General features: G+C 67.7%; 22 protein-coding genes and 1 tRNA gene. 15 read left to right on the forward strand and 8 right to left on the reverse strand.

Annotated features, from left to right (window positions below; all coding sequences use genetic code 11):
• Positions 1 to 27: 27 nt before the first annotated feature.
• Both AC5P5M_RS07010 and AC5P5M_RS07015 read left to right on the forward strand, forming a co-directional pair.
• Complete coding sequence (locus AC5P5M_RS07010; RefSeq protein WP_253119131.1) at positions 28 to 528, forward strand: DUF1203 domain-containing protein; 501 nt, start codon at positions 28 to 30, stop codon at positions 526 to 528.
• Positions 529 to 741: 213 nt separating this feature from the next.
• Complete coding sequence (locus AC5P5M_RS07015) at positions 742 to 1911, forward strand: lytic polysaccharide monooxygenase (RefSeq protein WP_495205693.1); 1170 nt, start codon at positions 742 to 744, stop codon at positions 1909 to 1911.
• A gap of 50 nt (positions 1912 to 1961) precedes the next feature.
• Here AC5P5M_RS07015 and AC5P5M_RS07020 read toward each other — a convergent pair whose 3' ends face one another.
• Positions 1962 to 2711, reverse strand: coding sequence for a ferredoxin--NADP reductase (locus AC5P5M_RS07020; protein ID WP_460256106.1), 750 nt, complete (start codon positions 2709 to 2711; stop codon positions 1962 to 1964).
• An 84-nt stretch (positions 2712 to 2795) separates the two neighbouring features.
• Between AC5P5M_RS07020 and AC5P5M_RS07025 the strand changes: the two genes are divergently transcribed.
• The 4 genes from AC5P5M_RS07025 (at position 2796) to AC5P5M_RS07040 (ending at position 6491) form a co-directional block, all read left to right on the forward strand.
• Positions 2796 to 3764 (forward strand): ABC transporter ATP-binding protein, encoded by a 969-nt coding sequence (locus AC5P5M_RS07025; RefSeq protein WP_164150561.1) that lies wholly within the window; start codon positions 2796 to 2798, stop codon positions 3762 to 3764.
• Positions 3761 to 4552: an ABC transporter permease gene (locus AC5P5M_RS07030; protein ID WP_053519566.1), complete on the forward strand. Its 792-nt coding sequence runs from the start codon at positions 3761 to 3763 to the stop codon at positions 4550 to 4552. Before AC5P5M_RS07025 ends, AC5P5M_RS07030 begins: the two co-directional genes overlap by 4 nt.
• A 71-nt stretch (positions 4553 to 4623) precedes the next feature.
• Positions 4624 to 5562: a 2-dehydropantoate 2-reductase gene (gene panE / locus AC5P5M_RS07035; RefSeq protein WP_495205694.1), complete on the forward strand. Its 939-nt coding sequence runs from the start codon at positions 4624 to 4626 to the stop codon at positions 5560 to 5562.
• Positions 5559 to 6491 carry a Rossmann-fold NAD(P)-binding domain-containing protein gene (locus AC5P5M_RS07040; protein ID WP_065174293.1) on the forward strand — a complete coding sequence of 311 codons (933 nt, stop codon included), beginning with the start codon at positions 5559 to 5561 and terminating at the stop codon, positions 6489 to 6491. The genes panE and AC5P5M_RS07040 overlap by 4 nt, the downstream gene beginning before the upstream one ends.
• On the opposite strand, the gene AC5P5M_RS07045 is transcribed toward AC5P5M_RS07040, so the two are convergent.
• The gene (locus AC5P5M_RS07045; protein WP_065174512.1) at positions 6482 to 7294 is read right to left on the reverse strand and encodes a TatD family hydrolase; all 813 of its coding nucleotides are present in this window, start codon (positions 7292 to 7294) and stop codon (positions 6482 to 6484) included. The genes AC5P5M_RS07040 and AC5P5M_RS07045 overlap by 10 nt on opposite strands.
• 67 nt (positions 7295 to 7361) lie before the next feature.
• Between AC5P5M_RS07045 and hrpB the strand changes: the two genes are divergently transcribed.
• A complete protein-coding gene (hrpB, locus tag AC5P5M_RS07050; protein WP_279942685.1) occupies positions 7362 to 9866 on the forward strand; it encodes an ATP-dependent helicase HrpB in 2505 nt (834 codons plus the stop codon).
• 118 nt (positions 9867 to 9984) lie between these two features.
• Complete coding sequence (locus AC5P5M_RS07055; protein ID WP_065174291.1) at positions 9985 to 10374, forward strand: hypothetical protein; 390 nt, start codon at positions 9985 to 9987, stop codon at positions 10372 to 10374.
• 59 nt (positions 10375 to 10433) lie between these two features.
• Here AC5P5M_RS07055 and AC5P5M_RS07060 read toward each other — a convergent pair whose 3' ends face one another.
• The 3 genes from AC5P5M_RS07060 to AC5P5M_RS07070 form a co-directional block, all read right to left on the reverse strand.
• Positions 10434 to 10973: a pseudouridine synthase gene (locus AC5P5M_RS07060; RefSeq protein ID WP_065174511.1), complete on the reverse strand. Its 540-nt coding sequence runs from the start codon at positions 10971 to 10973 to the stop codon at positions 10434 to 10436.
• Between the two features lie 68 nt (positions 10974 to 11041).
• Positions 11042 to 11302, reverse strand: coding sequence for a hypothetical protein (locus AC5P5M_RS07065; protein ID WP_495205695.1), 261 nt, complete (start codon positions 11300 to 11302; stop codon positions 11042 to 11044).
• A gap of 85 nt (positions 11303 to 11387) precedes the next feature.
• Positions 11388 to 12245 carry a class I SAM-dependent methyltransferase gene (locus AC5P5M_RS07070; protein WP_495205696.1) on the reverse strand — a complete coding sequence of 286 codons (858 nt, stop codon included), beginning with the start codon at positions 12243 to 12245 and terminating at the stop codon, positions 11388 to 11390.
• Positions 12246 to 12415: 170 nt separating this feature from the next.
• On the opposite strand from AC5P5M_RS07070, the gene AC5P5M_RS07075 reads away from it, so the two are divergent.
• From AC5P5M_RS07075 to AC5P5M_RS07090, 4 genes are all read left to right on the forward strand, one after another.
• Positions 12416 to 13372, forward strand: a complete 957-nt coding sequence (locus tag AC5P5M_RS07075) for an aldo/keto reductase (RefSeq protein WP_053518125.1) — start codon at positions 12416 to 12418, stop codon at positions 13370 to 13372.
• A gap of 647 nt (positions 13373 to 14019) precedes the next feature.
• A tRNA-Gln gene (locus AC5P5M_RS07080) sits at positions 14020 to 14093 on the forward strand.
• Between the two features lie 355 nt (positions 14094 to 14448).
• Positions 14449 to 15573, forward strand: coding sequence for a slipin family protein (locus tag AC5P5M_RS07085; RefSeq protein ID WP_065174288.1), 1125 nt, complete (start codon positions 14449 to 14451; stop codon positions 15571 to 15573).
• Between the two features lie 56 nt (positions 15574 to 15629).
• Complete coding sequence (locus AC5P5M_RS07090; RefSeq protein ID WP_164150472.1) at positions 15630 to 16850, forward strand: RtcB family protein; 1221 nt, start codon at positions 15630 to 15632, stop codon at positions 16848 to 16850.
• A 48-nt stretch (positions 16851 to 16898) separates the two neighbouring features.
• On the opposite strand, the gene AC5P5M_RS07095 is transcribed toward AC5P5M_RS07090, so the two are convergent.
• Both AC5P5M_RS07095 and AC5P5M_RS07100 read right to left on the reverse strand, forming a co-directional pair.
• Positions 16899 to 17801 carry an NAD(P)/FAD-dependent oxidoreductase gene (locus tag AC5P5M_RS07095; protein WP_495205697.1) on the reverse strand — a complete coding sequence of 301 codons (903 nt, stop codon included), beginning with the start codon at positions 17799 to 17801 and terminating at the stop codon, positions 16899 to 16901.
• Positions 17791 to 18246, reverse strand: coding sequence for an Rrf2 family transcriptional regulator (locus tag AC5P5M_RS07100; protein WP_053518119.1), 456 nt, complete (start codon positions 18244 to 18246; stop codon positions 17791 to 17793). Before AC5P5M_RS07100 ends, AC5P5M_RS07095 begins: the two co-directional genes overlap by 11 nt.
• A gap of 185 nt (positions 18247 to 18431) precedes the next feature.
• Between AC5P5M_RS07100 and AC5P5M_RS07105 the strand changes: the two genes are divergently transcribed.
• Positions 18432 to 20552, forward strand: a complete 2121-nt coding sequence (locus AC5P5M_RS07105; protein WP_279942680.1) for a methyl-accepting chemotaxis protein — start codon at positions 18432 to 18434, stop codon at positions 20550 to 20552.
• Between the two features lie 92 nt (positions 20553 to 20644).
• Here AC5P5M_RS07105 and AC5P5M_RS07110 read toward each other — a convergent pair whose 3' ends face one another.
• Positions 20645 to 21547, reverse strand: coding sequence for a LysR family transcriptional regulator (locus AC5P5M_RS07110; protein WP_053518115.1), 903 nt, complete (start codon positions 21545 to 21547; stop codon positions 20645 to 20647).
• A gap of 104 nt (positions 21548 to 21651) precedes the next feature.
• Here AC5P5M_RS07110 and AC5P5M_RS07115 point away from each other — a divergent pair, with 104 nt between their 5' ends.
• Both AC5P5M_RS07115 and dkgB read left to right on the forward strand, forming a co-directional pair.
• Positions 21652 to 22866, forward strand: a complete 1215-nt coding sequence (locus tag AC5P5M_RS07115) for an MFS transporter (protein WP_495205698.1) — start codon at positions 21652 to 21654, stop codon at positions 22864 to 22866.
• Positions 22867 to 22994: 128 nt separating this feature from the next.
• The gene (dkgB, locus tag AC5P5M_RS07120) at positions 22995 to 23804 is read left to right on the forward strand and encodes a 2,5-didehydrogluconate reductase DkgB (RefSeq protein WP_128989949.1); all 810 of its coding nucleotides are present in this window, start codon (positions 22995 to 22997) and stop codon (positions 23802 to 23804) included.
• Positions 23805 to 23905: the final 101 nt, after the last annotated feature.

Consider the following 23905-nt stretch of genomic DNA (forward strand, 5'->3'; position numbering starts at 1 on the left):
GACTCATGGAGAACCCAGGAGATTCCCATGAACGCGTGGTACCTCAGCGGCCTCGATCACCGCCCCTTCCAGCACCTGTTCGAACAGAGCGACCGCGCGCTGGCCGCGCAGGGCATCCTGCGACGCTGGGCCGGGGATCGCGGCGGCCATCCGTGCCGGGTCAGCCTGTCCGACCCCCCAAGTGGCGCCGAACTGCTTCTGCTGCCCCATACCCACCTGGCCAGGCACTCGCCCTATCGCGCGTCCGGTCCGATCTTCGTGCAGCGCGGCGCTACGCGCTGCGTCCTGCCCGCCGGGGTCGTTCCGCCCTACGTCGAGCGACGGCTTATCTCACTGCGCGCCTACGACGAGGATGCACTGATGATCAGCGGGCAGGTCTGCCCCGGCAACGAGGTCGGGGTACAGCTCGATGTGCTGTTCGCCGATCCCGCGGTGGCCTTCGTGCAGTTGCACAACGCAGGCCACGGGTGTTTTTCGTGCCAGGCGGACCGGATGGATCAGGACGCGCTGACACACGGCGTCGCGTGATCGGCACCACGCACGACGCGTGACCTTCTGCGCATCCGTTCAGGCCTGCGTGAAGCCTGTGGGAAAGGCTTCACGCAGGCAGTCACGGAACGGCACTTCCAAGGTACCGCGCGATGCAGCGCACCTCGATACTCGCCGAGGTGCCGCCGACCGTCCGCTGCGCAGCGCAACGCCTGCGGTCACCGTTCCCATCGACGACCACAAGGATGCGCCATGTCATTCCGATCCACACGTGTTGTGCTGGCCAGCTCATTCGCAGCCGCCGGCCTGATCTGCCTGGCCAGCAGCGCATTCGCGCACGGCACCATGACCACGCCGGCCAGTCGCGTCTACGCCTGTTTCCAGGGCAATCCGGAGAATCCAACCAACCCGGCCTGCGCCGCCGCGAAAGCACTCGCCGGCTCGCAGGCGTTCTACGACTGGAACGGCATCAACCAGGCCAACGCCAATGGCAACCATCAGGCCGTCGTACCCGACGGCACGCTGTGCAGCGGCAACAACCCGACCTTCCGCGGCCTGGATCTGAACCGCAGTGATTGGCAGACCACGCCGATCCAACCCGATGCGAACGGCAGGTTCACCTTCGTGTTCAAGGCCACCGCACCGCATGCCACGCGTGACTGGCGATTCTTCGTTACCCGCGAAGGCTGGACACCGGGCAGTCCTCTGCGCTGGGCGGACCTGCAGGAGTTCTGCACACTGGGCAACACCCCGCTGTCCGCCGATGGCACGTACAGGCTGCAGTGCCCGCTGCCACAGCGCACGGGCCAGCACGTGATCTACAACACGTGGCAGCGCGCGGATTCGACCGAAGCGTTCTACACCTGCATGGATGTGCGTTTCGATGGCGGCAGCACTCCCCCGGCATCGCAGTGGCAGGATGCCGGCCCGCTCACCGCGCGTGGCGATCTGCCGGTCGGCACCGTCCTGGCGCTGCGCGTGTTCAACGCCAGCGGCAACGATGTGGAGCGGGTGGAGGCCACACTGGCCAGCGGCGAGACGGCGGCCGCGCAGTGGCCGCTGGTGCTGGCCCGCAAGGTCAATGGCGCCAGCCAGCACGCTCGGGTGGGCGTACTGTCCAACGGCACGATCACGCCGACGGCGTCGGCGACCGGCAACCGGGTCTATCTGAAGGAAGGCAACCGCTTCCAGCTGGACACCCGGGTACCCGATCCGGGCACGCCTTCGCCGGGCGGCGACTTCGACTACGTGTACCCGGCAGGCATCGGCAGCTATGTGCCCGGGCAGACCGTGGTGAAGGGCAGCGATGGCCGGCTGTACGCCTGCCGCCCGTTCCCTGAAGGCGCGTGGTGCAACGTCAACGCCGACGCGTACCGGCCGGGCGTGGGCGCAGCCTGGCGTGATGCCTGGGTGCCGTACTGAGACCGGCGCGGCCTGCGGGAGGCGGCTGGCGCCGCCTCTCCGCAGCGCACTCACTTGCTGCTGACGTACTTCTCGCGGCGGATCTGCGGGTTGCCCAGCCCGGCCGCCTTGAGCAGCTCGGCGCAGGCATCGACCATGTCCGGGTTGCCGCACAGGTAGGCGATATCGGTGGCCGGGTCCGGCGTGAAACCAGCCAGGGCCTGCTGCACGTAGCCATGATGGACGTCGGCGTGGGCCTGTTCCGGCAACTCCCGCGACAGGCACGGAACATAGCGGAATTTCGCGTGTTTTTCGGCGAAACTGTAGAAATCTTCGCTGTAAAGCAGTTCGCCCGGGCTGCGTGCACCCTGCAGCAGAACGACCTGCACGCCGCGTTCGGTCATGGCCCTTTCCAGCAGTGGCAGCATCGAGCGATAGGGGGTCACGCCGGTACCGGTGGCGATCAGCAGATAGCGCGCGTTGTGATCGCCGGGGTTCAGGCAGAACCGCCCGTACGGGCCGGACGCGCTGATCTGGCCGCCGGTTTCCAGCGCCTCGAACAGCGCTGTAGCGGCGCCGCCGGGCACGAAACTGACCGCGATATCCACGGCTTCGCCGGGCCCCAGTGCGTGATCATGCAGGGTGGCCAGGGAATAGCTGCGCTTGGTCTCGGTGCCATCGGCGTAGCTGAAATGGACCTGGATGAACTGGCCGGGCTGGAAATCCAGCGGCTGGCCATCGTCGCGCACGAACTGGTAGTGGCCGACGGTCGGGGCCAGCATGCGGCGGCCGACCAGCTTGAGGGGGAATTGAACAGGCACGACTTTTCGGGACAGTGTGTAGCCGGGGCAAGCCCTCGGGGTCTTCTATAATAGCCCTTCCCCGCCCCTCTCCAGCGCCAGCCCATAGGCGCGAAGGCTTCGAGCTTGGCATCCCTGAACGATACGGCGCCCGCCCTGCGCGTGCGCGACCTGCGCAAAACCTACGACAACGGAACCCAGGCCCTAAAGGGGGTCTCGCTGGAGGTCGCCCCGGGCGACTTCTTCGCCCTGCTGGGCCCCAACGGGGCTGGCAAGTCCACCCTGATCGGCATCATCAGCTCCCTGGTCAACCTCAGCGAGGGCCAGGTGGAGGTGTTCGGCAGCGACCTGGTGCGCAACCGCAGCGCGACCATGCGCCTGATCGGCCTGGTGCCGCAGGAGATCAACTTCAACCTGTTCGAAAAACCCTTCGACATTCTTGTGAACTACGCCGGCTTCTATGGCGTACCGCGCGAGGAAGCAGAGCAGCGCGCGGAAGAGGAACTCAAGCGTGCCCATCTGTGGGAGAAGGCGCAGGTGATGAGCCGCACCCTGTCCGGCGGCATGAAGCGCCGGCTGATGATCGCCCGCGCGATGATGACGCGTCCCCGCCTGCTGATCCTGGATGAGCCGACCGCGGGCGTGGACATCGAGATCCGCCGCGACATGTGGCGGGTGCTGAAGGAGATCAATGCCGCTGGCACGACGATCATCCTCACCACCCACTACCTGGAGGAGGCCGAGTACCTGTGCCGGCATCTGGCGATCATCAACCACGGCCGGATCGTCGAGCAGGGGCCGATGCGTGCGCTGCTGGCCAAGCTGGACGTGGAAGGCTTCCTGCTGGACATCGATGGCGATCTGCCGGTGCAGCTGCCGGCGATCGAGGGCGCAACCCTCAGCGCGCCCGACGCGCACACCCTGGACATCGACATGCCACGGGCGATGGATCTGAACCGCGTGTTCGCCGCGCTGAATGAAGCCGGCATCCGCGTGCGCTCGATGCGTACCAAGAGCAACCGCCTGGAGGAGCTGTTCGTGCGCCTCACCGGCAACCAGGAGAAATCCGCATGAGCACCACCGAGCTGACCGACGGCCAGCGCAACCGCGTCGCGCTGCTGACCATCGTGCGCCGCGAAGTGACCCGGATCATGCGCATCTGGGGCCAGACGCTGGTGCCGCCGGCGATCACCATGACCCTGTACTTCCTCATCTTCGGCGGCCTGATCGGCTCGCGCGTGGGCGAGATGGGCGGGTACAGCTACATGCAGTTCATCGTGCCCGGGCTGGTCATGATGAGCGTGATCCAGAACAGCTACGGCAACATCAGCTCGTCCTTCTTCGGCGCCAAGTTCGGCCGCCACGTGGAAGAGCTGCTGGTGAGCCCGATGCCGAACTGGGTGATCCTGTGGGGTTACGTGGCCGGTGCGGTATTGCGCGGCCTGATGGTCGGCGTGATCGTGCTGATCATCGCGATGTTCTTCACCCCCGTGCGCATCCCGCACCCGCTGGTGACACTGACCACGGTGCTGCTGGGCGCTACCATCTTCTCGCTGGCCGGCTTCATCAATGCCGTGTACGCGAAGAAGTTCGACGACGTGGCGATCGTTCCGACCTTCATCCTGACCCCGCTGACCTATCTGGGCGGCGTGTTCTATTCGGTGAAGCTGCTGCCGGCCTGGGCTGAAGCGGCGACCCATGCGAACCCGATCTTCTACATGGTCAACGCGTTCCGCTACGGCCTGCTGGGCAGCAGTGACGTGCCGCTGTGGGTCGCGTATGCGCTGATGATCGGCTTCGTGGTGGTGCTGACGGCGGTGGCGCTGTGGCTGCTGCGCCGCGGCGTGGGCATGCGCAGCTGAGCGCCGATCGCCGGGATCGCGATCCCCGGCACACCCGCAACATTGGTTCCGCAGACAACGGTGAACGTGCAATGCGCATCCTGATTCTCGGCGCCGGCGGTACCGGCGGTTACTTCGGCGGCCGTTTGGCCCAGGCCGGTGTGGACGTGACCTTCCTGGTCCGCCCTGCCCGCGCCGGGCAGCTTGCACGCGATGGACTGGTGATCCGCAGTCCAGTCGGCGATGCCGCATTCCCGGTGCAGCACGTGACAGCCGATGCGCTGCCCGCGCTGGCCCGGGAGAGGCCCTTCGACCTGGTCATCCTCAGCTGCAAGGCCTACGACCTGGACAGCTCGATCGAGGCCATCGCGCCGGCGGTGGGCCCCCTCACCACCGTGCTGCCGATCCTCAACGGGCTGCATCACTACAACGATCTGGATGCACGCTTCGGCCGCGAGGCGGTGCTGGGCGGGCTGTGCTTCATCAGTGCGACCAAGGCACCGGACGGTGCGGTGGTGCATCTGGGAAAACCCGCCAAGCTCACCTTCGGGGAACGCGACGGTGGCGCACTCTCGGCGCGCGTGCGTGCCTTCGCCGCCGCCTGCACGCAGGCCAACCTCGATCACCTGGACAGCGAACGCATCGGCCAGGAGCAGTGGATCAAGTACACCTTCCTCACCGCGCTTGCCGCGGCGACCTGCCTGTTGCGCGCGGACATCGGCACGATTGTCGCGACCGATGATGGCACGGCCATCGTGCAGGGCCTGTACGACGAGTGCCTGGCCGTGGCGGAGGCGGCCGGTGAGGCGGTGCCGGCGGCAGCGCAGGACACTGCGCGCGGCACCTTGACCCAGGCCGGCTCGGCATTGAAGGCCTCGATGTTGCGTGACCTGGAGGCCGGGCAGCAGGTGGAGGCCGGCCACATCGTCGGTGACATGCTGGCGCGTGCACGCAGCGCCGGCCAGCAGGGCGTGCTGCTGCAGGTCGCCTACAGCAGCCTGCAGGCCTACCAGGCGCAGCGCCGGGCGTGAGCCTGACGCTGCCGGCCGGTCCGTTGCCCGGACGGGTGCTGATCCTGGGCATGGGCTGGAGCGGGCGCGTACTGGCGGCTCGCCTGGAAGCGCTGGGCGTGCAGGTCGCCGGCACCGTACGCGATCCGGCCACGGCAGCCGTGGATGGCCTGCGCTGCCATCGACTCTGCGCTGGAACAGCACCTGCACCCGCGCTTCTGGATGACATCGCGCGCGCCGATGCGGTGCTGGGCAGCATACCGCCCGATGCCGACGGCGACCCGGCAGTGCGCATGCTGCGCACGGCACTGGAAGACAGTCCCGCATTGCAGTGGGTGGGCTATCTGTCGTCAACGTCGGTGTACGGCGACCGCCAGGGCGGCTGGATCGATGCGGACAGCGTGGCCGACGCCACCGGGCCTGCGGGCCTGCAGCGCCTGCGCGCGGAGTCGCAATGGCGCGCACTGGCCAGCCGGCGCGGCATCGCCTCGGCAGTGTTCCGGCTGCCCGGGCTGTATGGTCCCGGCCGCAACGCACTGGTGCAGCTCGCGCAGGGACGTGCCCGCCATGTGCTGAAGCCGGGCCTGTTGTTCAACCGCCTGCATGTGCAGGACCTGGTGGCGGTGATCATCGCGGCGATGCGGCGACCCGCCCTGCAGGCGCTGTACTTGCCAAGCGACGATGAGCCGGCACCGCCACAGGACGTGCTGGCCTTCGCCGCGCAGCTGGGAGGCTTTGCGATGCCACCGGCAATGGCGTGGGACGACCCGGCGCTGAGCCCGGCCCTGCGCCGCTTCTACGAAGGCAGCAAGCGCATCGACAGCCGCGGTACGCGCGAAGCGCTGGGGTGGGCGCCGCAGTTTCCGACGTATCGGGAAGGGCTGACGGATCTTGCCGCTTCGCTCGCCGGGCATGGCCGAGCGTTACCGGATCCGGGCATTCACGGCTGACGTGTCGTGTCGGCGTCGGGCAGCCGGAAGAAGGCACGGGCTGCCGCCGTGGCATGGGCTGCGGTCAGCACGACATCCTCGCCACGATCACGGGCCAACTCCTCGACGATGTGCGAAAGGAACATCGGTTCGTTGCGGCGATCCTTCGGCATCGGCTTGAGCGTGCGCGGCAGCAGATACGGCGCATCGGTCTCGATCATCAGGCGATCGGCTGGAATGCTCTTCACCAGCTCGCGCAGGTGCGCCCCGCGACGCTCGTCGCAGAGCCAGCCGGTGATGCCGATGTACCAGTCCTGGTCGAGGTAATCAAACAACTCCTCCCGTTCACCGGTGAAGCAGTGCACCACCGCCGGCCCGAGGCGACCCTCGAAGTTCTTCATCTGCGCCATGAAGTCGGCGTGCGCGTCGCGCTGGTGCAGGAACAGCGGCTTGCCGTTCTCCGCCGCCAGCTGCAGCTGGCGCTCGAACGCACGGTGCTGGGCAGGTCGCGGCGAGAAGTCACGGAAGTAGTCCAGTCCGCACTCGCCGACCGCCACCACTTCCGGGTGGGCATGCAGGGCGCGCATCTCTGCATCGCATTCTTCGGTGTACTCCACCGCATGATGCGGGTGTACGCCGGCCGTCGCATACAGGAATCCCGGATGCTGCTGGGCCAGCTGCAGCGCCAGCGGAGAGTGCTCGCGGCTGGCCCCCGTGACCACCATCTGCACCACCCCGGCCTGGCGGGCACGCTGCAGCACGGCGTCGCGGTCGCGGTCGAAGGAGTCGTGGGTCAGATTGGCGCCGATATCGATCAGGTGCATGGTCATCGCGGAGGAAATATGCCTGCGCATTGTACCCGCGCCCAGCGTGGCCCCTTATCCTTTGCGCATGAACGCCCCGCACTTCCCCATTTCTCCGCTGCTGCCGCAGATCCAGCAGCATCTGGCCGCACAGCCACGGCTCGTGCTGGAGGCACCACCGGGCGCCGGCAAGACCACCCAGGTACCGCTGGCGCTGCTCGATGCACCGTGGCTGCAGGGCCGCAGGATCATCCTGCTGGAGCCGCGCCGGGTGGCCGCGCGCAGCGCAGCGATGTTCATGGCAAGGCAGCTCGGCGAGGAGGTCGGTGATACGGTCGGCTACCGCATCCGCTTCGAGAACCGGGTGTCCGCGCGCACCCGCATCGAGGTGGTGACCGAAGGCATCCTGACCCGCATGCTGCAGGACGACCCGTTGCTGGAACAGGTGGGCGCGATCCTGTTCGACGAGTTCCATGAGCGCCACCTCAGCGGCGACCTGGGATTGGCACTGGCGCTGGACGTACAGGCACAGCTGCGCCACGACCTGCGGCTGGTGGTCATGTCGGCGACCCTGGATGGCGAGCGGCTGGCACGCTTCCTCGACGCACCCCGCTTGAGCAGCGAGGGCCGCAGCTACCCCGTGACCGTAAGCCACTTCCCGGCGCGTCGCGAAGAATCGCTGGAACTGCAGGTCCGCCGCGCAGTGCAGCAGGCGCTGGTCGAGCACCCGGGCGACGTGCTGGTGTTCCTGCCTGGCCAGCGGGAGATCGCCCGCGTGCAGGCCGGTCTGCAGGAATCGATCGGCGGCAACACCGAGGTCCTGGCACTGCATGGCGAACTGCCGGTGGAACAGCAGGCGCGCGTGCTGCAACCCGCAGATGAGGGCCGCCGCCGCGTGGTGCTGGCCACCAACGTGGCCGAATCCTCGGTGACCCTGCCCGGCGTGCGCGTGGTGATCGACAGCGGCCTGGCACGCGAGCCCCGCTATGACCCGAACAGCGGCTTCACCCGCCTGGACGTGGTGGCCATTGCGCAGGCCTCGGCCGACCAGCGTGCCGGTCGTGCCGGCCGCGTGGCCGAGGGCGTGGCCTGGCGCCTGTGGCCGCAGTCGCAGCGGCTGGAGCCTCAGCGGCGTGCCGAGATCGACCAGGTCGAACTGGCAGGACTGGCGCTGGAGCTGGCGGCGTGGGGCAGCAGCGACCTGCGCTTTCTCGATCCGCCCCCAAGCGGACCGATGGGTGCGGCGCGCGAGCTGCTGCACCGCCTGGGCGCGTTGTCGGAGTCGGGCGCGATCACCGCCTTGGGCCGACGCGTGCTGGCGCTGGGTACCCATCCACGCATGGCCGCGATGCTGCTCGCCGCCCCTGACCCGCACGCACAGGCGCTGGCGGCCGATCTGGCGGCGCTGCTGGAAGCACGCGACCCCCTGCGCCAGGGCGGCGATGCACTGGCGGCACGCTGGCGCGCGCTGGCCGCGTTCCGTGCTGGCCGCGCGCCGGCCGATGCCAGTCGTGGTGGACTGGCTGCCATTGATGCCGCCGCGCGCCAGTGGCGGCGTCGGCTGCGCTGCGATGCCGCGCCCCCTGCCAGCATCGAAGCGCACGCGCTGGGCGATCTGCTGGCGCACGCTTTTCCCGATCGCATCGGCTTCCAGCATCCGGGCGATCCGCTGCGCTACCTGCTCGCCAACGGGCGCAGCGCGCGCCTGCATGAACTGAGCGATCTGCGTGGCGAACCGTGGCTGGTCGCCAGCGAACTGCGTTTCGAGGCCCGCGATGCGCTTCTGCTGCGCGCCGCGCCGGTCGATGAGGACCATCTGCGCAGGATCTACCCGCAGCGCTTCGTCACCGCCGACACGGTGCGCTGGGACGGCGAACGGCGTGCGCTGGTCGCACTGCGCGAAACCCGCTTCGATCGCATCGTGCTGGACAGTCGCTCGGCGGGCCGGGTCGACCCGGAACACGCGGCCGGCGCCTTGACCGAGGCTGTTGCCGAGCTCGGCCTGCAGGCACTGCCGTGGACCGAGGCCCTGCGCCAATGGCAGGCACGGGTGGAGTCGCTGCGTCGCTGGATGCCCGAGCTGGAGCTGCCCGACTGCAGCGATGCCACGCTGCTCGCCACCCGCGCGCGGTGGCTGCAGCCTGCGTTTGCCGGCAAGAGCCGCCTCGATGCGCTGGACGAAGCCAGCTTCGCAGAAGCGCTGAAGTCGCCCCTGGCATGGTCACAGCGGCAGCTCGTGGAGCGGCATGCGCCAAGCCGCATCACTGTGCCCTCCGGGCTGGAGCGGCCCATCACCTATGCACTGGACAGCGAGTCCGGCGAACCGCTGCCACCGGTGCTGGCCGTGAAGCTGCAGGAGTTGTTCGGACTGGCAGACACTCCCCGCATCGCCGATGGGCGCGTGCCACTGACCCTGCACCTGCTGTCACCCGGCGGTCGTCCGCTGCAGGTCACCCAGGACCTGCGCAACTTCTGGGAAAACACCTATGCCGAGGTGAAGAAAGAGATGAAGGGCCGCTATCCCCGCCATCCCTGGCCGGACGACCCGTGGACGGCCACCGCCACCCACCGGGCCAAACCACGGGGAACATAGCAATCCTGCCTGATCCTGAATGGAGCGCGTAGAGTCACGCCGTGTGACTGCCCGACTGACATACCGTTTACGGGCAACGCGCCACACTGGACTTCGACCCGAGGCAAAGGACCCCCGCATGAGCAGACTGACCGTGATTACCGACCGCGCCCTGGAGCGCGCCCTGGACCTGGCCCACACCGCGGGCGACGGCCTGAAGAGTGCCGGCGGCAGCCTGCGCCATCTGGGTCCGCAGGCCAGCGACTGGATCAAGACGGGAGCCGCACTGGGCGCAGTGAAGACCGGTGGCAAGGTTGCCACCAAGTTCGCCCGCCGCAATCCGGCAGTGACCATCGCCGCCGCGGCAGTGGGTGTGGGTCTGCTCGGCTATGCCCTGTATCGCAAGCAGCAGAAGAAGAAGGCGGCCAATGGTCAGGTCGTTGATGGCCAGGCGCAGCGCATCAGTGCCCGCGACCGCCGCAACGACACCGTGGTCGACGAGCACAGCGATATCGGCAGCGACGCCTGAGGCAGGCGGCTGTATCCGGGCCGGAGATCGCCTGTGGGTGATCTCCGGCCCGTTTCGTTTCAGCCGATCTGCCGCCACTGTCCGGGGCGCAGATCATCCAGCCGGTAAGGACCCATTGCCACCCGCACCAGGCGCAGGGTGGGCAGGTTCACGGCGGCGGTCATCCGCCGTACCTGGCGGTTGCGCCCTTCGCGGATCGTGATCGCCAGCCAGGTATCGGCAACGGTCTTGCGGAAACGCACGGGCGGATCGCGCGTCCACAGCTCCGGCGCGGGATCGAGCCGTTCGACCTTCGCCGGCAGGGTCGGCCCATCATTGAGGATCACGCCGCTGCGCAGGCGCTGCAGCTGTTCCTCGCCAGGCGTGCCTTCCACCTGCACCCAGTAGGTCTTGTCGGCCTTGTGCTTCGGGTCGGTCAACCTGTGCGCCAGGGGACCGTTGTCGGTCAGCAGCAGCAGGCCTTCGCTGTCATGATCCAGCCGGCCGGCCGCATAGACACGCGGCGGCAGGCCGAACCCCGCCAGGGTCGGGCGCGGCGGGACGCTGCGATCGGTGAACTGGCACAGCACATTGAAAGGCTTGTTGAAGGCAATCAGCATCGCAGGCACGGCAGGCGGTGGATGCGGCATTGTCCCATCCCGGCGCTGCCATCGCGATCACGGGCGCCTCAGCCGAAGACTTTCCACTTCAGCAGGAACGAAACAAGCACCAGCGCAATGCCACAGGCCGATGCGATCGCCGCCCGCCGCCGCTGAGACGCCAATGGCGGGCTCGCACGGCGCGCGCGTCCATCCTGCAGGATGCCGATCAACAGCACCGCGAACCCCACCGCGCCCAGCAGGTCATAGGTATTGCCGCCATGGAAGGTGAAGTCGAACAGGCGTACCAGCACCAGTACTGCGATCACGATGTACAGGATCTTCTTCAACCGCTCACTCCTTTGACTGTCGCGCCGGGCCAGGCCCGGCGGATACACGTGTGCCCATTGCCGCTTGCGGCTGCGAGGCTTCGCCTCAGGGCTTGATGAAGCGCAGGGTCATGCGATCGCTTTCGCCGATGGCCTGGTACTTCGCGGCGTCGGCCTTGTCATGCTGGTTGGTCGGCGGCAGGGTCCACACGCCGTTGGGATGATCCTTGGTGTCGCGCGGGTTGGCATTGATCTCGCTGCGCGCATCCAACCTGAAGCCGGCGGCCTCGGCCAAGGCGATCACCTGCTGCTGGCCGACATAACCAGTGTCATCATCGTCGGCCACATCGGCCTTGGCGCGGTGCTCCACCACGCCCAGCACGCCGCCCGGCTTGAGCACGTTGAAGAAGCCCTGGAACATGCCCTGCGCCTGGCCGGCCTTGCGCCAGTTGTGCACGTTGCGGAAGGTCAGCACCACATCGGCCGAGTTGGCCGGTCCGAACACCGGCTTGGCCGGATCGTAGGCGACCACGACTGCTTTGCCGAACTGTGCCGGCGCACCGGCGAACTTCTTTTCCAGGCCATCGCGGCTGCGCTGCTGGTAGTCGCGGCCACGACCTTCTGCCACCGCCATCGGGTCGACCACGGCTGCCACGTACCGGCCCTTGTCATGCAGCAGCGGCGCGAGAATTTCCGAATACCAACCATTGCCCGGAGTGATTTCGATGACGGTCTTCTCCGGTGCCACCGAGAAGAAGGCCAGCGACTGTGCCGGATGACGGTAGCCATCACGCTTGACGTTGGCCGGATCACGGGTCGACGCCTTCACCGCAGCGTCGATGGCGGGCGATACCTGGATCTGCGCCGGCGCCACCAAGGTCGGCGCAGCGTACGCGGGCACGGCAGCAAGCAGGGCGGAAGCAAGCAACAGGCGGCAACCACGCAGGGACAAAGCAGGCATCATCGGGGCGACTCCAGCGGAATGATGCGGCGAGACTAGCAGTCACCGCGCGCCAGGTGTTCACAAATCGTTAGCCGCGCGCCCGTCGCGGAACACTGTTTTGTGGTCAGCGCCGCAGCGCGGTAACACAACGCGTTCTATTCTGGAGCACTTCCCCCAAGGAGACCGTGCCCATGACGGCAACCCGTGAACTGGGCCGTTCCGGCCTGCATGTACGTCCGCTCGCCTTCGGAGGCAATGTGTTCGGCTGGAGCGCCGACGAGAAGGCCAGCTTCGCCCTGCTTGATGCCTTCGTCGACGCCGGCTTCAACCTGGTCGACACCGCCGACGTGTACTCGGCCTGGGTGCCCGGCAATGTGGGCGGCGAATCGGAGACGCTGATCGGCAGGTGGTTCGCCCGCAGCGGCAAGCGCGAGAAGGTGGTGCTGGCGACCAAGGTCGGCAAATGGGCCGAACGCCCTGGGCTGACCCCGGACAACATCAATGCGGCGGTGGAAGACTCGCTGCGTCGCCTGCAGACCGATGTGATCGATCTGTACCAGGCCCACGAGGATGATGAGTCGACACCGCTGGAAGCCACGCTGGCCGCGTTCGGTCGCCTGATCGAAGCCGGCAAGGTGCGCGCCATCGGTGCCTCCAACTACAGCGCCACCCGCCTGGCCGATGCGCTGAAGGTATCCACCGATTACAAGCTGCCGCGTTACGAGACCCTGCAGCCGGAGTACAACCTCTACGACCGCGCCGGCTACGAGACCGCGCTGGAACCGCTGGTGCAGCGCGAGCAGATCGGCGTGATCGGCTATTACGCGCTGGCCAGCGGCTTCCTCAGCGGCAAGTACCGCACGGCAGCCGATGCGGGCAAAAGCCCGGCGCGGGGCGAGAACGTGGTGAAGCGTTATCTCAACCCGCGCGGCCTGCGCATCCTGGAAGCGCTGGATGACGTGGCCAGCAAGCACACTGCCAGCCCGGCACAGATCGCACTGGCATGGCAGATCGCACGGCCGTCGATCACCGCGCCGATCGTCAGCGCCACCAGCGTCGAACAGCTGCACGACCTGCTGGCCGCGGCGAATGTATCGCTGAGCGTGCAGGATGTCGCGCAGCTGGACGCGGCAAGCGCGGAAGGCTGAGATTGGCCGGGGCCGGTCGCCGGCCGGCTCCGGCATCGGGCAGAAGAAAATAATTCAACAAAATGGTTGCGCACGACTAAATCGTGGTTTATCGTGCGCACCTCGTTTCAACACCCGCCTGGATGTTTCCCTTGAACGCGCATTTCTCCGCCATCGCCACACTGCTGCCATGCCTGCGCATGGATGTGCTGGCGCGCGCGTCCGGCAAGGAAGCACTGCCCACAACGGCCTGATACCCGCCCTGCGGAGATCGGCCACCCCGATCTCCGAGGCTTGACGACGCCCTCGGAACGCATGTCCCGGGGGCGTTTTCGTTTGCGTCGGCACAAGGACCCGCGATGCCAGAACTGCACCCCGCGCGGCATTCCGCCGCACACTGATCGGCCATTACCTGCACGCCGGAGTTTATCTTCGCGCGCGCGGCCGTGCCCGGACATTATCTGCATTGCCTCACAACATTATCGCCCGCCGATAATGTCGATGGCCTGCACCCTCGATTTTCCAACGGTCCCGTTTCAATGGCGGGCTGGTGCGCGCGGCGCTGCCGTAGCGTATGCCGGAGGTCGCGGACATGCCCTCGCCTGGATCGCCTGCAGGTCGCAGGCGCCGGTTCGCCGGCACGCGGTTCGATTCCGCGCGATTCCCAACTGGATAGCTCAGCCTGGTCAGAGCAACGGATCCTGAGTCCGTCTGTCGTGGGTTCAATTCCCACTCCAAACCACATGACCTGTCACGTCATGACTTGAAGCAACACCCGGGACGCACGTCCCAGCGGCCATCGTCGCCATCCACGGACATCGCCTTCGGGCGGAGAAGTGGAAGCAACGGACCGCACGCCGGGCCCCGGTCCGCCGTCACTGCCCGCCCTGGTCCACCCCGGTGCTGCCTGCCGGCGGCGCCCATGGCGGTACTGCCGGCGCACCGAAGGCTCCGCGCGCGGACCGTCCACCGGTGGCCGCCCTCTTCCGCGGCCTGCACGGGTGTGCAGGCCGCCTCGCCACGACCTGATCGGCCCGGGTCACGGCGACGGATTTCCATCGGGTCGAACCACCAGAGCCATACAAGGAGAGACTCCCATGTTCTGGACCATCAAGGTCGTGATCGGCGACGGCGAGCGCGGCCTGGTGTATCGCAACCGTCGTTTCCAGCAGGTGCTGCTGCCGGGCGTGCACCGCCTGTCGCGGTTCGGCGGCTCGCCGCAGGTGACCGTGCACAACGCATCGAAGGGCAGCGCCTACAACGGCAGCGACCAGGACAGCCTGATCGACGCGCTGGGAGCACAGCTGCACGAACACTTCGTGCTGGCCGATATCGGCGCTGCACAGGTGGGTCTGCTGCTGCGCAATGGCCGTATCGACGATGTCCTGCCGCCCGGCAGCCGCCATCTTTACTGGCGGGGTTCGGTCGACACCGAGGTGCGCGTGATGGCCCTGGGTGACGAACCGCGCGTGCCGGCCGACGTGCAGCAGCGCCTGGGCCAGCTGGGCGTACTGCCGCGCGTGGCGGTGATCAGCACCGTGCCGAGCGAATCGGTCGGCCTGCTGTTCGTCGACGGTACGCTGCGACAGACCCTGGATGCCGGACTGCACGCGTTCTGGAATTTCAACGGCAACGTGTCGGTGGAGCGCGTCGAACTGCGCGCGCGTTCGCTCGACGTGTCCGGCCAGGAGCTGCTCAGCCGCGACAAGGTGACCCTGCGGGTGAACCTGGCCGCGACCGTGCAGGTGGTCGACCCGGTGCGTGCACACCGCACGCTCAGCAACGCCGACGAGTTCATCTACCGGCAGCTGCAGTTCGGCCTGCGCCAGGCGATCGCCACGCGCAGCCTGGATGAGCTGCTGGGCGAGAAGGCGGCGCTGGACGGTGAGATCGCCGCGCACGTGCGCGCCGCGATCGAGGGCCACGGTGTGCAGCTGCTGGGTGTCGGCATCAAGGACGTGATCCTGCCGGGCGAGATGAAGGAGATCCTCAACGGCGTGGTGCTGGCCGAGAAGCAGGCACAGGCCAGCGTGATCCGCCGCCGCGAGGAGGCCAACGCCACCCGCTCGCAGCTCAATACCGCCAGGCTGATCGAGGACAACCCGGTGCTGATGCGGTTGAAGGAGCTGGAGGCGCTGGAGAAGGTCACCGAGAAGATCGACAAGCTCACCGTGTTCGGCGGCCTGGATGGCGTGCTGAAGCAGCTGGTGACGATGAAGTAGGGGGCTGGGGCGGCGCAGGGACGCGCCGCCGGCCCATCATGGAGATGGATTGCAACATGGATACACAACACACCTATCAATGGCTGCATGCCGAGGGCACCACGCCGATCAAGGGCTGGGTGAACGGCGTGCCGCTGGAAGCGCAGGCCCATGAGCAGCTGCGCAACATCGCCGCCATTCCATTCGTCGGGCCCTGGGTGGCCGTGATGCCGGACGTGCACCTGGGAAAGGGCGCGACCGTCGGCTCGGTGATCCCGACCCGCGGGGCGATCATTCCGGCGGCGGTGGGCGTGGACATCGGCTGCGGCATGGCCGCGGTGCGCACGACGCTGCAGGCCAACGACCTGCCCGATGACCTGCGGCAGCTGCGCAACAGCATCGAGCGCAGCATCCCGGTCGGCAACGGTCGCGGTGGCGAGCATCAGCGCATGCCCGACAGCATCCACACGCGGCTGGTGCAGTCCGGCCTGGCCGCTGGCCTGGAGAAGATCAAGGACAGGCATCGCCGGATCCGCACCGACAAGCTCGATCGCCAGCTGGGCACGCTGGGAGGTGGCAACCACTTCATCGAGCTGTGCCTGGATGAAACGGATGCCGTGTGGGTAATGCTGCACAGCGGCTCGCGTGGCACCGGCAACCTGATCGGCACGTACTTCATCGAGCAGGCGCGTCGCGAGCTGGAGCGCCGCGTGCTCGGTTTCCATCTGCCTGACAAGGACCTGGCCTTCTTCATGGAAGGCGAGCCTCTGTTTGACGACTACGTGGAAGCGGTGTCCTGGGCGCAGGACTACGCGCGGCACAATCGCGAGGCGATGATGGCGCGCGTGCTGGCCGAGATGCGGCATCGGCTGCCGCCGTTCCGGCTGGCGGCGATGGCCGTCAACTGCCACCACAACTACGTGCAGAAGGAAACGCACGCCGGGCAGGAACTGCTGGTCACCCGCAAGGGTGCGGTCAGTGCACGCCAGGGCGAGCTGGGCATCATCCCCGGCAGCATGGGCACGCGCAGCTACATCGTGCGTGGCAAGGGCAATGCAGACAGTTTCCACAGTTGCAGTCACGGCGCAGGCCGGGTGATGAGCCGCGGCACGGCACGCGAGCGGATCACCCTGGCCCAGCACCGCGAGGCGACCGCGCATGTGGAATGCCGCAAGGACAGCGGCGTGCTGGATGAATCGCCGGCGGCGTACAAGTCGATCGAAGACGTGATGGCCGCCCAGCTCGACCTGGTGGACGTGGTCCACACACTGCGCCAGGTGCTGTGCGTCAAAGGCTGATGGGGCGGGCCGGGTGTCGTTCAAGAGAGCGGAATCCGGCCCTTTCCGTCACCCGCTGCTGTCTTCGCTGACCAGCGCGTGATGTACGCCGATCCCGGCACGCACCCCTTCGGCGGCGGCCAGGGTGATATTGCCAACCGTGGTCGCGTCGCCTGCGGCGTACACGTTCGGCACCGAGGTCTGCTTCATCGCGTCCACCTCGATCAGCACGCCGAGCGGGCTTTCGACCAGCGCGCAGCCCAGCTGCTGCACCAGCGGCGTGGCCATCGCCTGGGTGGCTGGAACGAACAGCGCGCGCTGGGCGATGCGGCGGCCATCGGCCAGTTCCACTTCCAGCCAGGTCGGCTGGTCGCCCTGCACGGCAATCACCGGCGAGATCTCGATCTGCACGCCACGCTGCTGCATGGCCACGCGTTCCTCCTCACTGATCTCCCCCGCCTGGCTGAAGAAGGTGACATTGCCCCAGTCGGCGAACAGCGGTGCCTTGCCGGCCGACATCGGATGGCCGCCGAGCACGCCGATCGCTCCGCCGCCGACTTCGTAGCCATGGCAGTAGGGACAATGCAGCACGGTGCTGCCCCAGCGCTCGGCCAGGCCGGGCAGGTCCGGCAGTTGGTCACTGATGCCACTGGCCAGCAGCAGCTTGCGTGCGGCCAGCACCTGGCCATCCGCGGTGCGGACCTCGACACCGTCGGGGCTGGCGGTGGCGTGCGCGGCCTCGGCATGGATCCAGCGCACGCTGGGATAGTCCAGCAGCTGCTGGCGCGCCGTCTTCAACAGCTCGGTACCACTGATGCCGTCCAGGCCGAGGACGCCATGCGAATGGCTGGCCGCACGGTTGCGGGGCAGGCCGGCGTCGATGACGGTGACCGCGCGGCGTGCGCGGGCCAGGATCAGGCCCGCGGCGATGCCGGCGTAACTGCCGCCGACGATGATCACTTCAGGATTCATGGTGTCCTTCCAGGGAGCGGTGATGGGCGAGGTGGCGCGCGAACTCCGCGCCGAGCTGGTCGAGCGTGGTGGACTGCAGCCGGTGTTCCAGCAATCGCTGCGCTTCGCGGGCACCATCGAGCAGCGCCGAATCGACCAGTTGCTGGATCGGGCAGCCACGACCTGCGCCGCGTGTGCCGATCTGCACCAGCGGCGGTGCGCCGACCGCCAGGTAGATGTCGTGCAGCGTGATGCGGGTCGCATCGCGCGCCAGCTGGCTGCCACCGCCGTGCCCGCGTGTGCTGCGCACCAACCCGGCCTTGTGCATCTGTGCCAGCAGCCGGCGGATCACCACCGGATGGGTCGGCAGGCACATGGCCAGCTGTTCGGAGGTGCGCGGCCCCTGCTGGCCCACGAGATGGGCCATCACGTGCAGCGCGTCGGAAAGCGGGTTCGAGGATTTCATGTAACAATCATAGTTACATTTATACCCCCCTGTCGAGCGTCCTGTTTCGTTCCATATGGACACATCTGTCCTATGAAACATTTCCTTCACCTCGTTGAACGAAACGATAATGTGATCCTTATCGCACTTCAGAGCACGCGAGATCAGGTCGATACCGCATCGCCCCCCTTCCGAGATCTCGCCCCATGAATGCCTCTCCCCATGCGCCGCGACTGCAGACGAAGCTGCTCGGCGCCGTATCCCTTGGCCTCGCCGTCATCCTGCTGTGTGCCTTGGCCGGCCTGGCGTCGGCCTGGCTGAAGCTGTCTGCCGAGGTGCCTGCCGAAGTCGCCCATGGCCGCGATGCCGAACGCCTGCAGCGCGAGTTCCGTGGCCAGGTGCAGGAATGGAAGAACGTGCTGCTGCGGGGCCACGATCCGGTCCTGCGCCAGCGTCATCTGGATGCATTCGACAGCGAAGGCAGAATCGTCGATGGACTGGCACGCGGGCTGGCCGGCAGCCCCGATACCCGTACGCGCGAGCTCGCCCTCGCCTTCGCTGGCCTGCATGCGCAGCTGCAGAAGGACTATCACGCTGCACTGCAGGCGTTTGCTGCTGCCGGCTACGATGCCACTGCCGGCGATACCCTGGTGCGGGGCAAGGACCGCGCGGTGGCCGCATCGCTGGACGCGCTGAGCACGCAGGCCACCCGGGTGGCCGAGGCCGCGGTGGCCACGCGCGCGCAGCAGGCAAGGCAGATGCTGCTGCTGTGCGCGGTGCTGACCGTGGTCGCCGCTGCGCTGCTGCTGATGGGCCTGGCCTGGTGGCTGCGCCGCGCGGTGGTGCAACCGGTGCTGGCGGTGGAGGCGGCTGCGCGCGCCGTGGCCGCTGGCGACCTGCAGCACGTCGTGCAGGTTCGCAGCCGCGATGAAGTGGGCCGGCTGGCGCAGGCCATGCAGGCCGTGCAGGCCACGGTGGGCGGCGTGCTCGAGGCGCAGGCGGCAATGGCGAAGGCGCATGACGCCGGCTCGATCAGCTATCGCATGGATGCCAGCGCCTTCCCTGGCGCATTCGGAACCATGGTGGCCGACAGCAACGCGCTGGTCGACGCGCACATCCGGGTGAAGATGCGCGCGATCACGATCATGGGCCGCTATGCGGTGGGCGATCTCAGCGAGGACATGGAGCGCCTGCCAGGCGAGAAGGCCGTCATCACCGAAGCGCTGGATACTGCCAAGGCCAACCTTGGCACCATCAACGGCGAGATCCGCCGCCTTGCCGCCGCCGCTGCGGCCGGCGATTTCAGCCAGCGCGGTGACAGCGCGCGCTTCGAGCATGACTTCCGCGCGATGGTGGAGGGCCTGAACCAGCTCATGCAGACCACCGAGCAGAATCTCGGCGAGGTCTCAACGATGCTGCGCGCGATTGCCGATGGCCGGCTTGGCGCGCGCATGCACGGCAGCTTCCAGGGCGTGTTCGCCCGCATCGCTGGCGATGCCAACACGACTGCGGCGCAGCTGGCCACCATCGTCACCGACATCAAGCACACTTCGGGCAGCATCCATGCCGCGGCCGCCGAGATCGCCGCCGGCAACAACGACCTGTCGCGCCGCACCGAGCAGCAGGCTGCCAACCTGGAGGAGACGGCAGCATCGATGGAGGAACTGACCTCCACCGTGCGCCAGAACGCCGAGCACGCACGCCAGGCCAACCAGCTTGCGATCGGCGCGCACGAGGTTGCCTCGCAGGGCGGCGAGGTGGTCACGCAGGTGGTGGCGACGATGGGGGCGATCGAGGCCTCTTCGCGGCAGATCGCCGACATCATCAGCGTGATCGATGGCATCGCCTTCCAGACCAATATCCTGGCGTTGAACGCAGCGGTGGAGGCTGCGCGTGCCGGTGAGCAGGGCCGGGGCTTCGCCGTGGTGGCCAGTGAGGTGCGTACGCTGGCGCAGCGTTCAGCCAATGCGGCCAAGGAGATCAAGACGCTGATCGATACCTCGGTGGACCAGGTAGCCGATGGCGCACAACGCGTGCGCCAGGCGGGCATGACCATGGCCGAGATCGTCGCCTCGGTGCAGCGCGTGACCGACATCATGGCCGAGATCTCCGCCGCGTCGCAGGAACAGAGTGCAGGCATCGAACAGGTCAACCAGACCGTGGTGCAGATGGACGGCGCGACCCAGCAGAATGCCGCGCTGGTGGAAGAGGCCAGCGCCGCCGCGCGCAGCCTGGAGCAGCAGGCGGACCGGTTGATGGACGCGGTGGATGTGTTCGATCTGTCGCCCCCCGCGGCGAGCGGCGATGCGCTGGCGCGCGCGGCCTGAAGGACTGCATGGACCCTGTGCAGCCGAGCATGGGTCCGGCTCTGCCGAACGCGCAGGTAACGCCGGGCCATGCCCGGCGAGCGCGGCATGCCTCAGCGCAGGTAATCCGACTGCACCATCGCGTCACCGAGATGGTCCAGGAACGAGCTGATCCGCGCCGAGACCGCCGTGTTGCGGTAGTACACGGCGTGGATCGGCTGGTAGACATCCAGCGTCTGTGCAGCCAGTACCGGCACCAGCGTGCCGGCAGCACGGTCGCGTTCGGTGACGAAGTCCGACAGGCAGGTGATGCCCACCCCTTCCACCGCCAACCGGCGCAGGGTCTCGCCGCTGGATACGGCGATGTCCGGCCGTACCAGCAGCTGGCCGTCGGCGTCGCCCGGCACGGGCCAGCGGTTCAGCGATTCGGGTTCATTGAATCCCAGCAGCGTGTGCTGACCCAGCGCCGCCACGCTGGCCGGTTCACCGTGCTCGGCCAGGTAGCCCGGGCTGGCCAGCAGCTGCAGCCGGCAGCGGCCCAGCGAGCGCGCGTGCAGCGTTGAGTCGGCCAGTGGGCCGATGCGGATGGCCACGTCGGTGCGTCGTTCCAGCAGGTCGATGTAGCGTTCGGAACTGTTCAACTCCAGCTGCACCTCCGGGTATCGCGCGCGGTAGCCCGCCACCAGGGGGACGATCACGTGCAGCACGAACGGCATGGCCGCATCCACCCGCAGGCGTCCAGCCGGGCGCTCGCGGCGCGCCGCCATCTGCTCTTCGGCCGACTCCACCGCGTCGATGATCGCCCGTGCATGGCGCAGGTAGGCCTCGCCTTCGGCGGTCAGGTGCAGCCGGCGCGTGGTACGGGTCAGCAGGGTGGTGCCCAGCTTGTCCTCCAGCCGCCCAAGCGCCCGGCTCACCCCGGAAGGGGTCTGACCCAGCTGCTCGGCGGCGGCACTGATCGAACCGCTGTCGATCACGGCCAGAAAGGCCTGCATTTCATCGAGGGTGGTCTTCATGGCGCTATTATTGACCACCAGGCAAGAGTGATTGGCGTGAAGACCGGTTTTTCGGCAAAGGTGGGCCGCGCACACTGCGCGCCTTCCTTCCTCCGGAGCCCGCCATGATCCGCGGCATTCCTCTCGCCCTGCTGGCGCTGACCCTGGGCGCCTTCGCCATCGGCACCACCGAATTCGTCATCGTCGGCCTGATTCCGACCATCGCCGCCGACCTGCAGGTCAGCCTGCCTTCGGCCGGCCTGCTGGTCTCGCTGTACGCCCTGGGCGTAGCCATCGGCGCGCCGGTGCTGACCGCGCTGACCGGCCGCGTGCCGCGCAAGACCCTGCTGGTGGCACTGATGGCGCTGTTCACGCTGGGCAACGTCATCGCCTGGATGGCACCGGGCTACGCCTCGCTGATTGTCGCCCGCATCCTGACCGGCCTCGCCCATGGCGTGTTCTTCTCGATCGGCTCGATCATCGCCACGGCGGTGGTGCCGAAAGAAAAGGCCGCCAGCGCGATCGCGATCATGTTCACCGGGCTGACCGTCGCACTGGTGACCGGCGTGCCGCTGGGCACCTTCATCGGCCAGCACCTGGGCTGGCGCGCGACCTTCCTGGCCGTGGCCGGCCTGGGTGTGATCGCCCTGGTCGGCGCGGCGCTGTTCGTGCCGCGCACTGTGCCGCAGAGCGCGCCCGCCCGCTTCCGCCAGCAGCTGGCCGTGCTGGCCCAGCCGCGCCTGCTGCTGGTCTACGCGATGACGGCACTGGGCTACGGCGGCACGTTCCTGGCCTTCACCTACCTGGCGCCCATCCTGCAGGACGTCACCGGCTTCTCGGCCAACGCGGTCAGCCTGGTACTGCTGGTGTATGGCGTGTCGGTGGCGATCGGCAATCTGTGGGGCGGCCGCATGGCCGACCGCATGGGTCCGGTTCCGGCGCTCAGGCGCATCTTCGCCCTGCTGGCCATGGTCCTGTTGGCGCTCACCTTCACCGCCCACAACACGGTGTTGATGTTGCTGACGGTGCTGGCCCTGGGTGCGGTGGCCTTCGGCAACGTGCCCGGACTGCAGGTCTATGTGGTCAAGCAGGCGCAGCGCTATGCGCCGCAGGCCACCGACGTGGCATCCGGACTGAACATCGCTGCATTCAACATCGGCATCGCCCTGGGCGCATCGCTGGGCGGCCTGGTGGTGGAGAACGTCGGCCTGATGCATACGCCGTGGCTGGGCGCGCTGGTGGTGGTGGGTGCCTATGCATTGACCGTGCTCAGCGGCCGCCTGGACCGTCGGGACGGCATCGACGACCGCGCCGAGGGCACCGCGATCACCGCACACTGATACGACGCCGCTCACTACCGACGCATCTCCACGCCTGCGCAATGCACCGTTGCCGGCATGCATGCAGGCCCTGCCCTACCCTTGTGCGGATCTACCGCGCCCTTCCCCCCATTAGCTGGAGTTCCCCCATGACTGTCCCCGCTTTCGGTCTCGGCACCTTCCGCCTGAAAGGCCAGACTGTGATCGACTCGGTACGCAACGCACTGGACGTCGGTTACCGCGCCATCGATACCGCGCAGATCTACGACAACGAGGCCGAGGTCGGCCAGGCCATCGCCGAATCCGGCGTGCCGCGTGACGAGATCTACCTGACCACCAAGGTCTGGATCACCGAGTTCAAGCGCGATGCGCTGCTGGCCAGCCTGCACGACAGCCTGAAGAAGCTGCGCACCGACCATGTCGACCTGGCGCTGATCCACTGGCCCTCACCGAACGACAAGGTCGACGTGCCGATGGAGGAGTACCTGCCGGCGCTGGCCGAAGCCAGGGCGCAGGGCCTCACCAGGGAGATCGGCATCTCCAACTTCACCATCGCGCAGACGCGCAAGGCAATCGGCATCCTCGGCGCCGACGCCATCGCCACCAATCAGGTCGAGATCCATCCCTACCTGCAGAATCGCCTGCTGGTGAAGTTCCTGCAGGAAAACGGCATCCCTGTCACCGCCTACATGAGCCTGGCCTATGGCGAAGTCATCAAGGACCCGGTGATCCAGGCCATCGCCGGCCGCCACCAGGCCACGCCGGCACAGATCGCACTGGCATGGGCACTGCAGCAGGGCTTTGCGGTGATTCCGTCCTCGACCCGGCGCGAGAACCTGGCCTCCAATCTGGAAGCGGCGGCCATCCGTTTGACCGAGGAGGACATGGCACAGATTGCCAGGCTCGACCGCGGGCATCGGCTGGCCAATCCGGAAGGCATCGCGCCGGCCTGGGACTGAGCCGAAGCCGCCGGGCACGGCCCGGCGCTACCGGACGATGACGATGGGGGCCGCCGGGCGCGCTCCGGCGCTACCGGATCGCCACAGGTAGCGCCGGGCCA

This window comes from Stenotrophomonas sp. YJH_SMC_106-19 (assembly GCF_059368375.1).

What these genes read in the sequence shown, in the direction of transcription:
- AC5P5M_RS07060 (WP_065174511.1), bottom strand. Translation starts at nt 10,973, where the DNA reads ATGCTGATTGCCTTCAACAAGCCTTTCAATGTGCTGTGCCAGTTCACC.
- AC5P5M_RS07055 (WP_065174291.1), top strand. Translation starts at nt 9,985, where the DNA reads ATGAGCAGACTGACCGTGATTACCGACCGCGCCCTGGAGCGCGCCCTG.
- hrpB (WP_279942685.1), top strand. Translation starts at nt 7,362, where the DNA reads ATGAACGCCCCGCACTTCCCCATTTCTCCGCTGCTGCCGCAGATCCAG.
- panE (WP_495205694.1), top strand. Translation starts at nt 4,624, where the DNA reads ATGCGCATCCTGATTCTCGGCGCCGGCGGTACCGGCGGTTACTTCGGC.
- AC5P5M_RS07070 (WP_495205696.1), bottom strand. Translation starts at nt 12,245, where the DNA reads ATGATGCCTGCTTTGTCCCTGCGTGGTTGCCGCCTGTTGCTTGCTTCC.
- AC5P5M_RS07105 (WP_279942680.1), top strand. Translation starts at nt 18,432, where the DNA reads ATGAATGCCTCTCCCCATGCGCCGCGACTGCAGACGAAGCTGCTCGGC.
- AC5P5M_RS07100 (WP_053518119.1), bottom strand. Translation starts at nt 18,246, where the DNA reads ATGAAATCCTCGAACCCGCTTTCCGACGCGCTGCACGTGATGGCCCAT.
- dkgB (WP_128989949.1), top strand. Translation starts at nt 22,995, where the DNA reads ATGACTGTCCCCGCTTTCGGTCTCGGCACCTTCCGCCTGAAAGGCCAG.
- AC5P5M_RS07085 (WP_065174288.1), top strand. Translation starts at nt 14,449, where the DNA reads ATGTTCTGGACCATCAAGGTCGTGATCGGCGACGGCGAGCGCGGCCTG.
- AC5P5M_RS07090 (WP_164150472.1), top strand. Translation starts at nt 15,630, where the DNA reads ATGGATACACAACACACCTATCAATGGCTGCATGCCGAGGGCACCACG.
- AC5P5M_RS07110 (WP_053518115.1), bottom strand. Translation starts at nt 21,547, where the DNA reads ATGAAGACCACCCTCGATGAAATGCAGGCCTTTCTGGCCGTGATCGAC.
- AC5P5M_RS07095 (WP_495205697.1), bottom strand. Translation starts at nt 17,801, where the DNA reads ATGAATCCTGAAGTGATCATCGTCGGCGGCAGTTACGCCGGCATCGCC.
- AC5P5M_RS07030 (WP_053519566.1), top strand. Translation starts at nt 3,761, where the DNA reads ATGAGCACCACCGAGCTGACCGACGGCCAGCGCAACCGCGTCGCGCTG.
- AC5P5M_RS07015 (WP_495205693.1), top strand. Translation starts at nt 742, where the DNA reads ATGTCATTCCGATCCACACGTGTTGTGCTGGCCAGCTCATTCGCAGCC.
- AC5P5M_RS07045 (WP_065174512.1), bottom strand. Translation starts at nt 7,294, where the DNA reads ATGCACCTGATCGATATCGGCGCCAATCTGACCCACGACTCCTTCGAC.
- AC5P5M_RS07115 (WP_495205698.1), top strand. Translation starts at nt 21,652, where the DNA reads ATGATCCGCGGCATTCCTCTCGCCCTGCTGGCGCTGACCCTGGGCGCC.
- AC5P5M_RS07075 (WP_053518125.1), top strand. Translation starts at nt 12,416, where the DNA reads ATGACGGCAACCCGTGAACTGGGCCGTTCCGGCCTGCATGTACGTCCG.
- AC5P5M_RS07010 (WP_253119131.1), top strand. Translation starts at nt 28, where the DNA reads ATGAACGCGTGGTACCTCAGCGGCCTCGATCACCGCCCCTTCCAGCAC.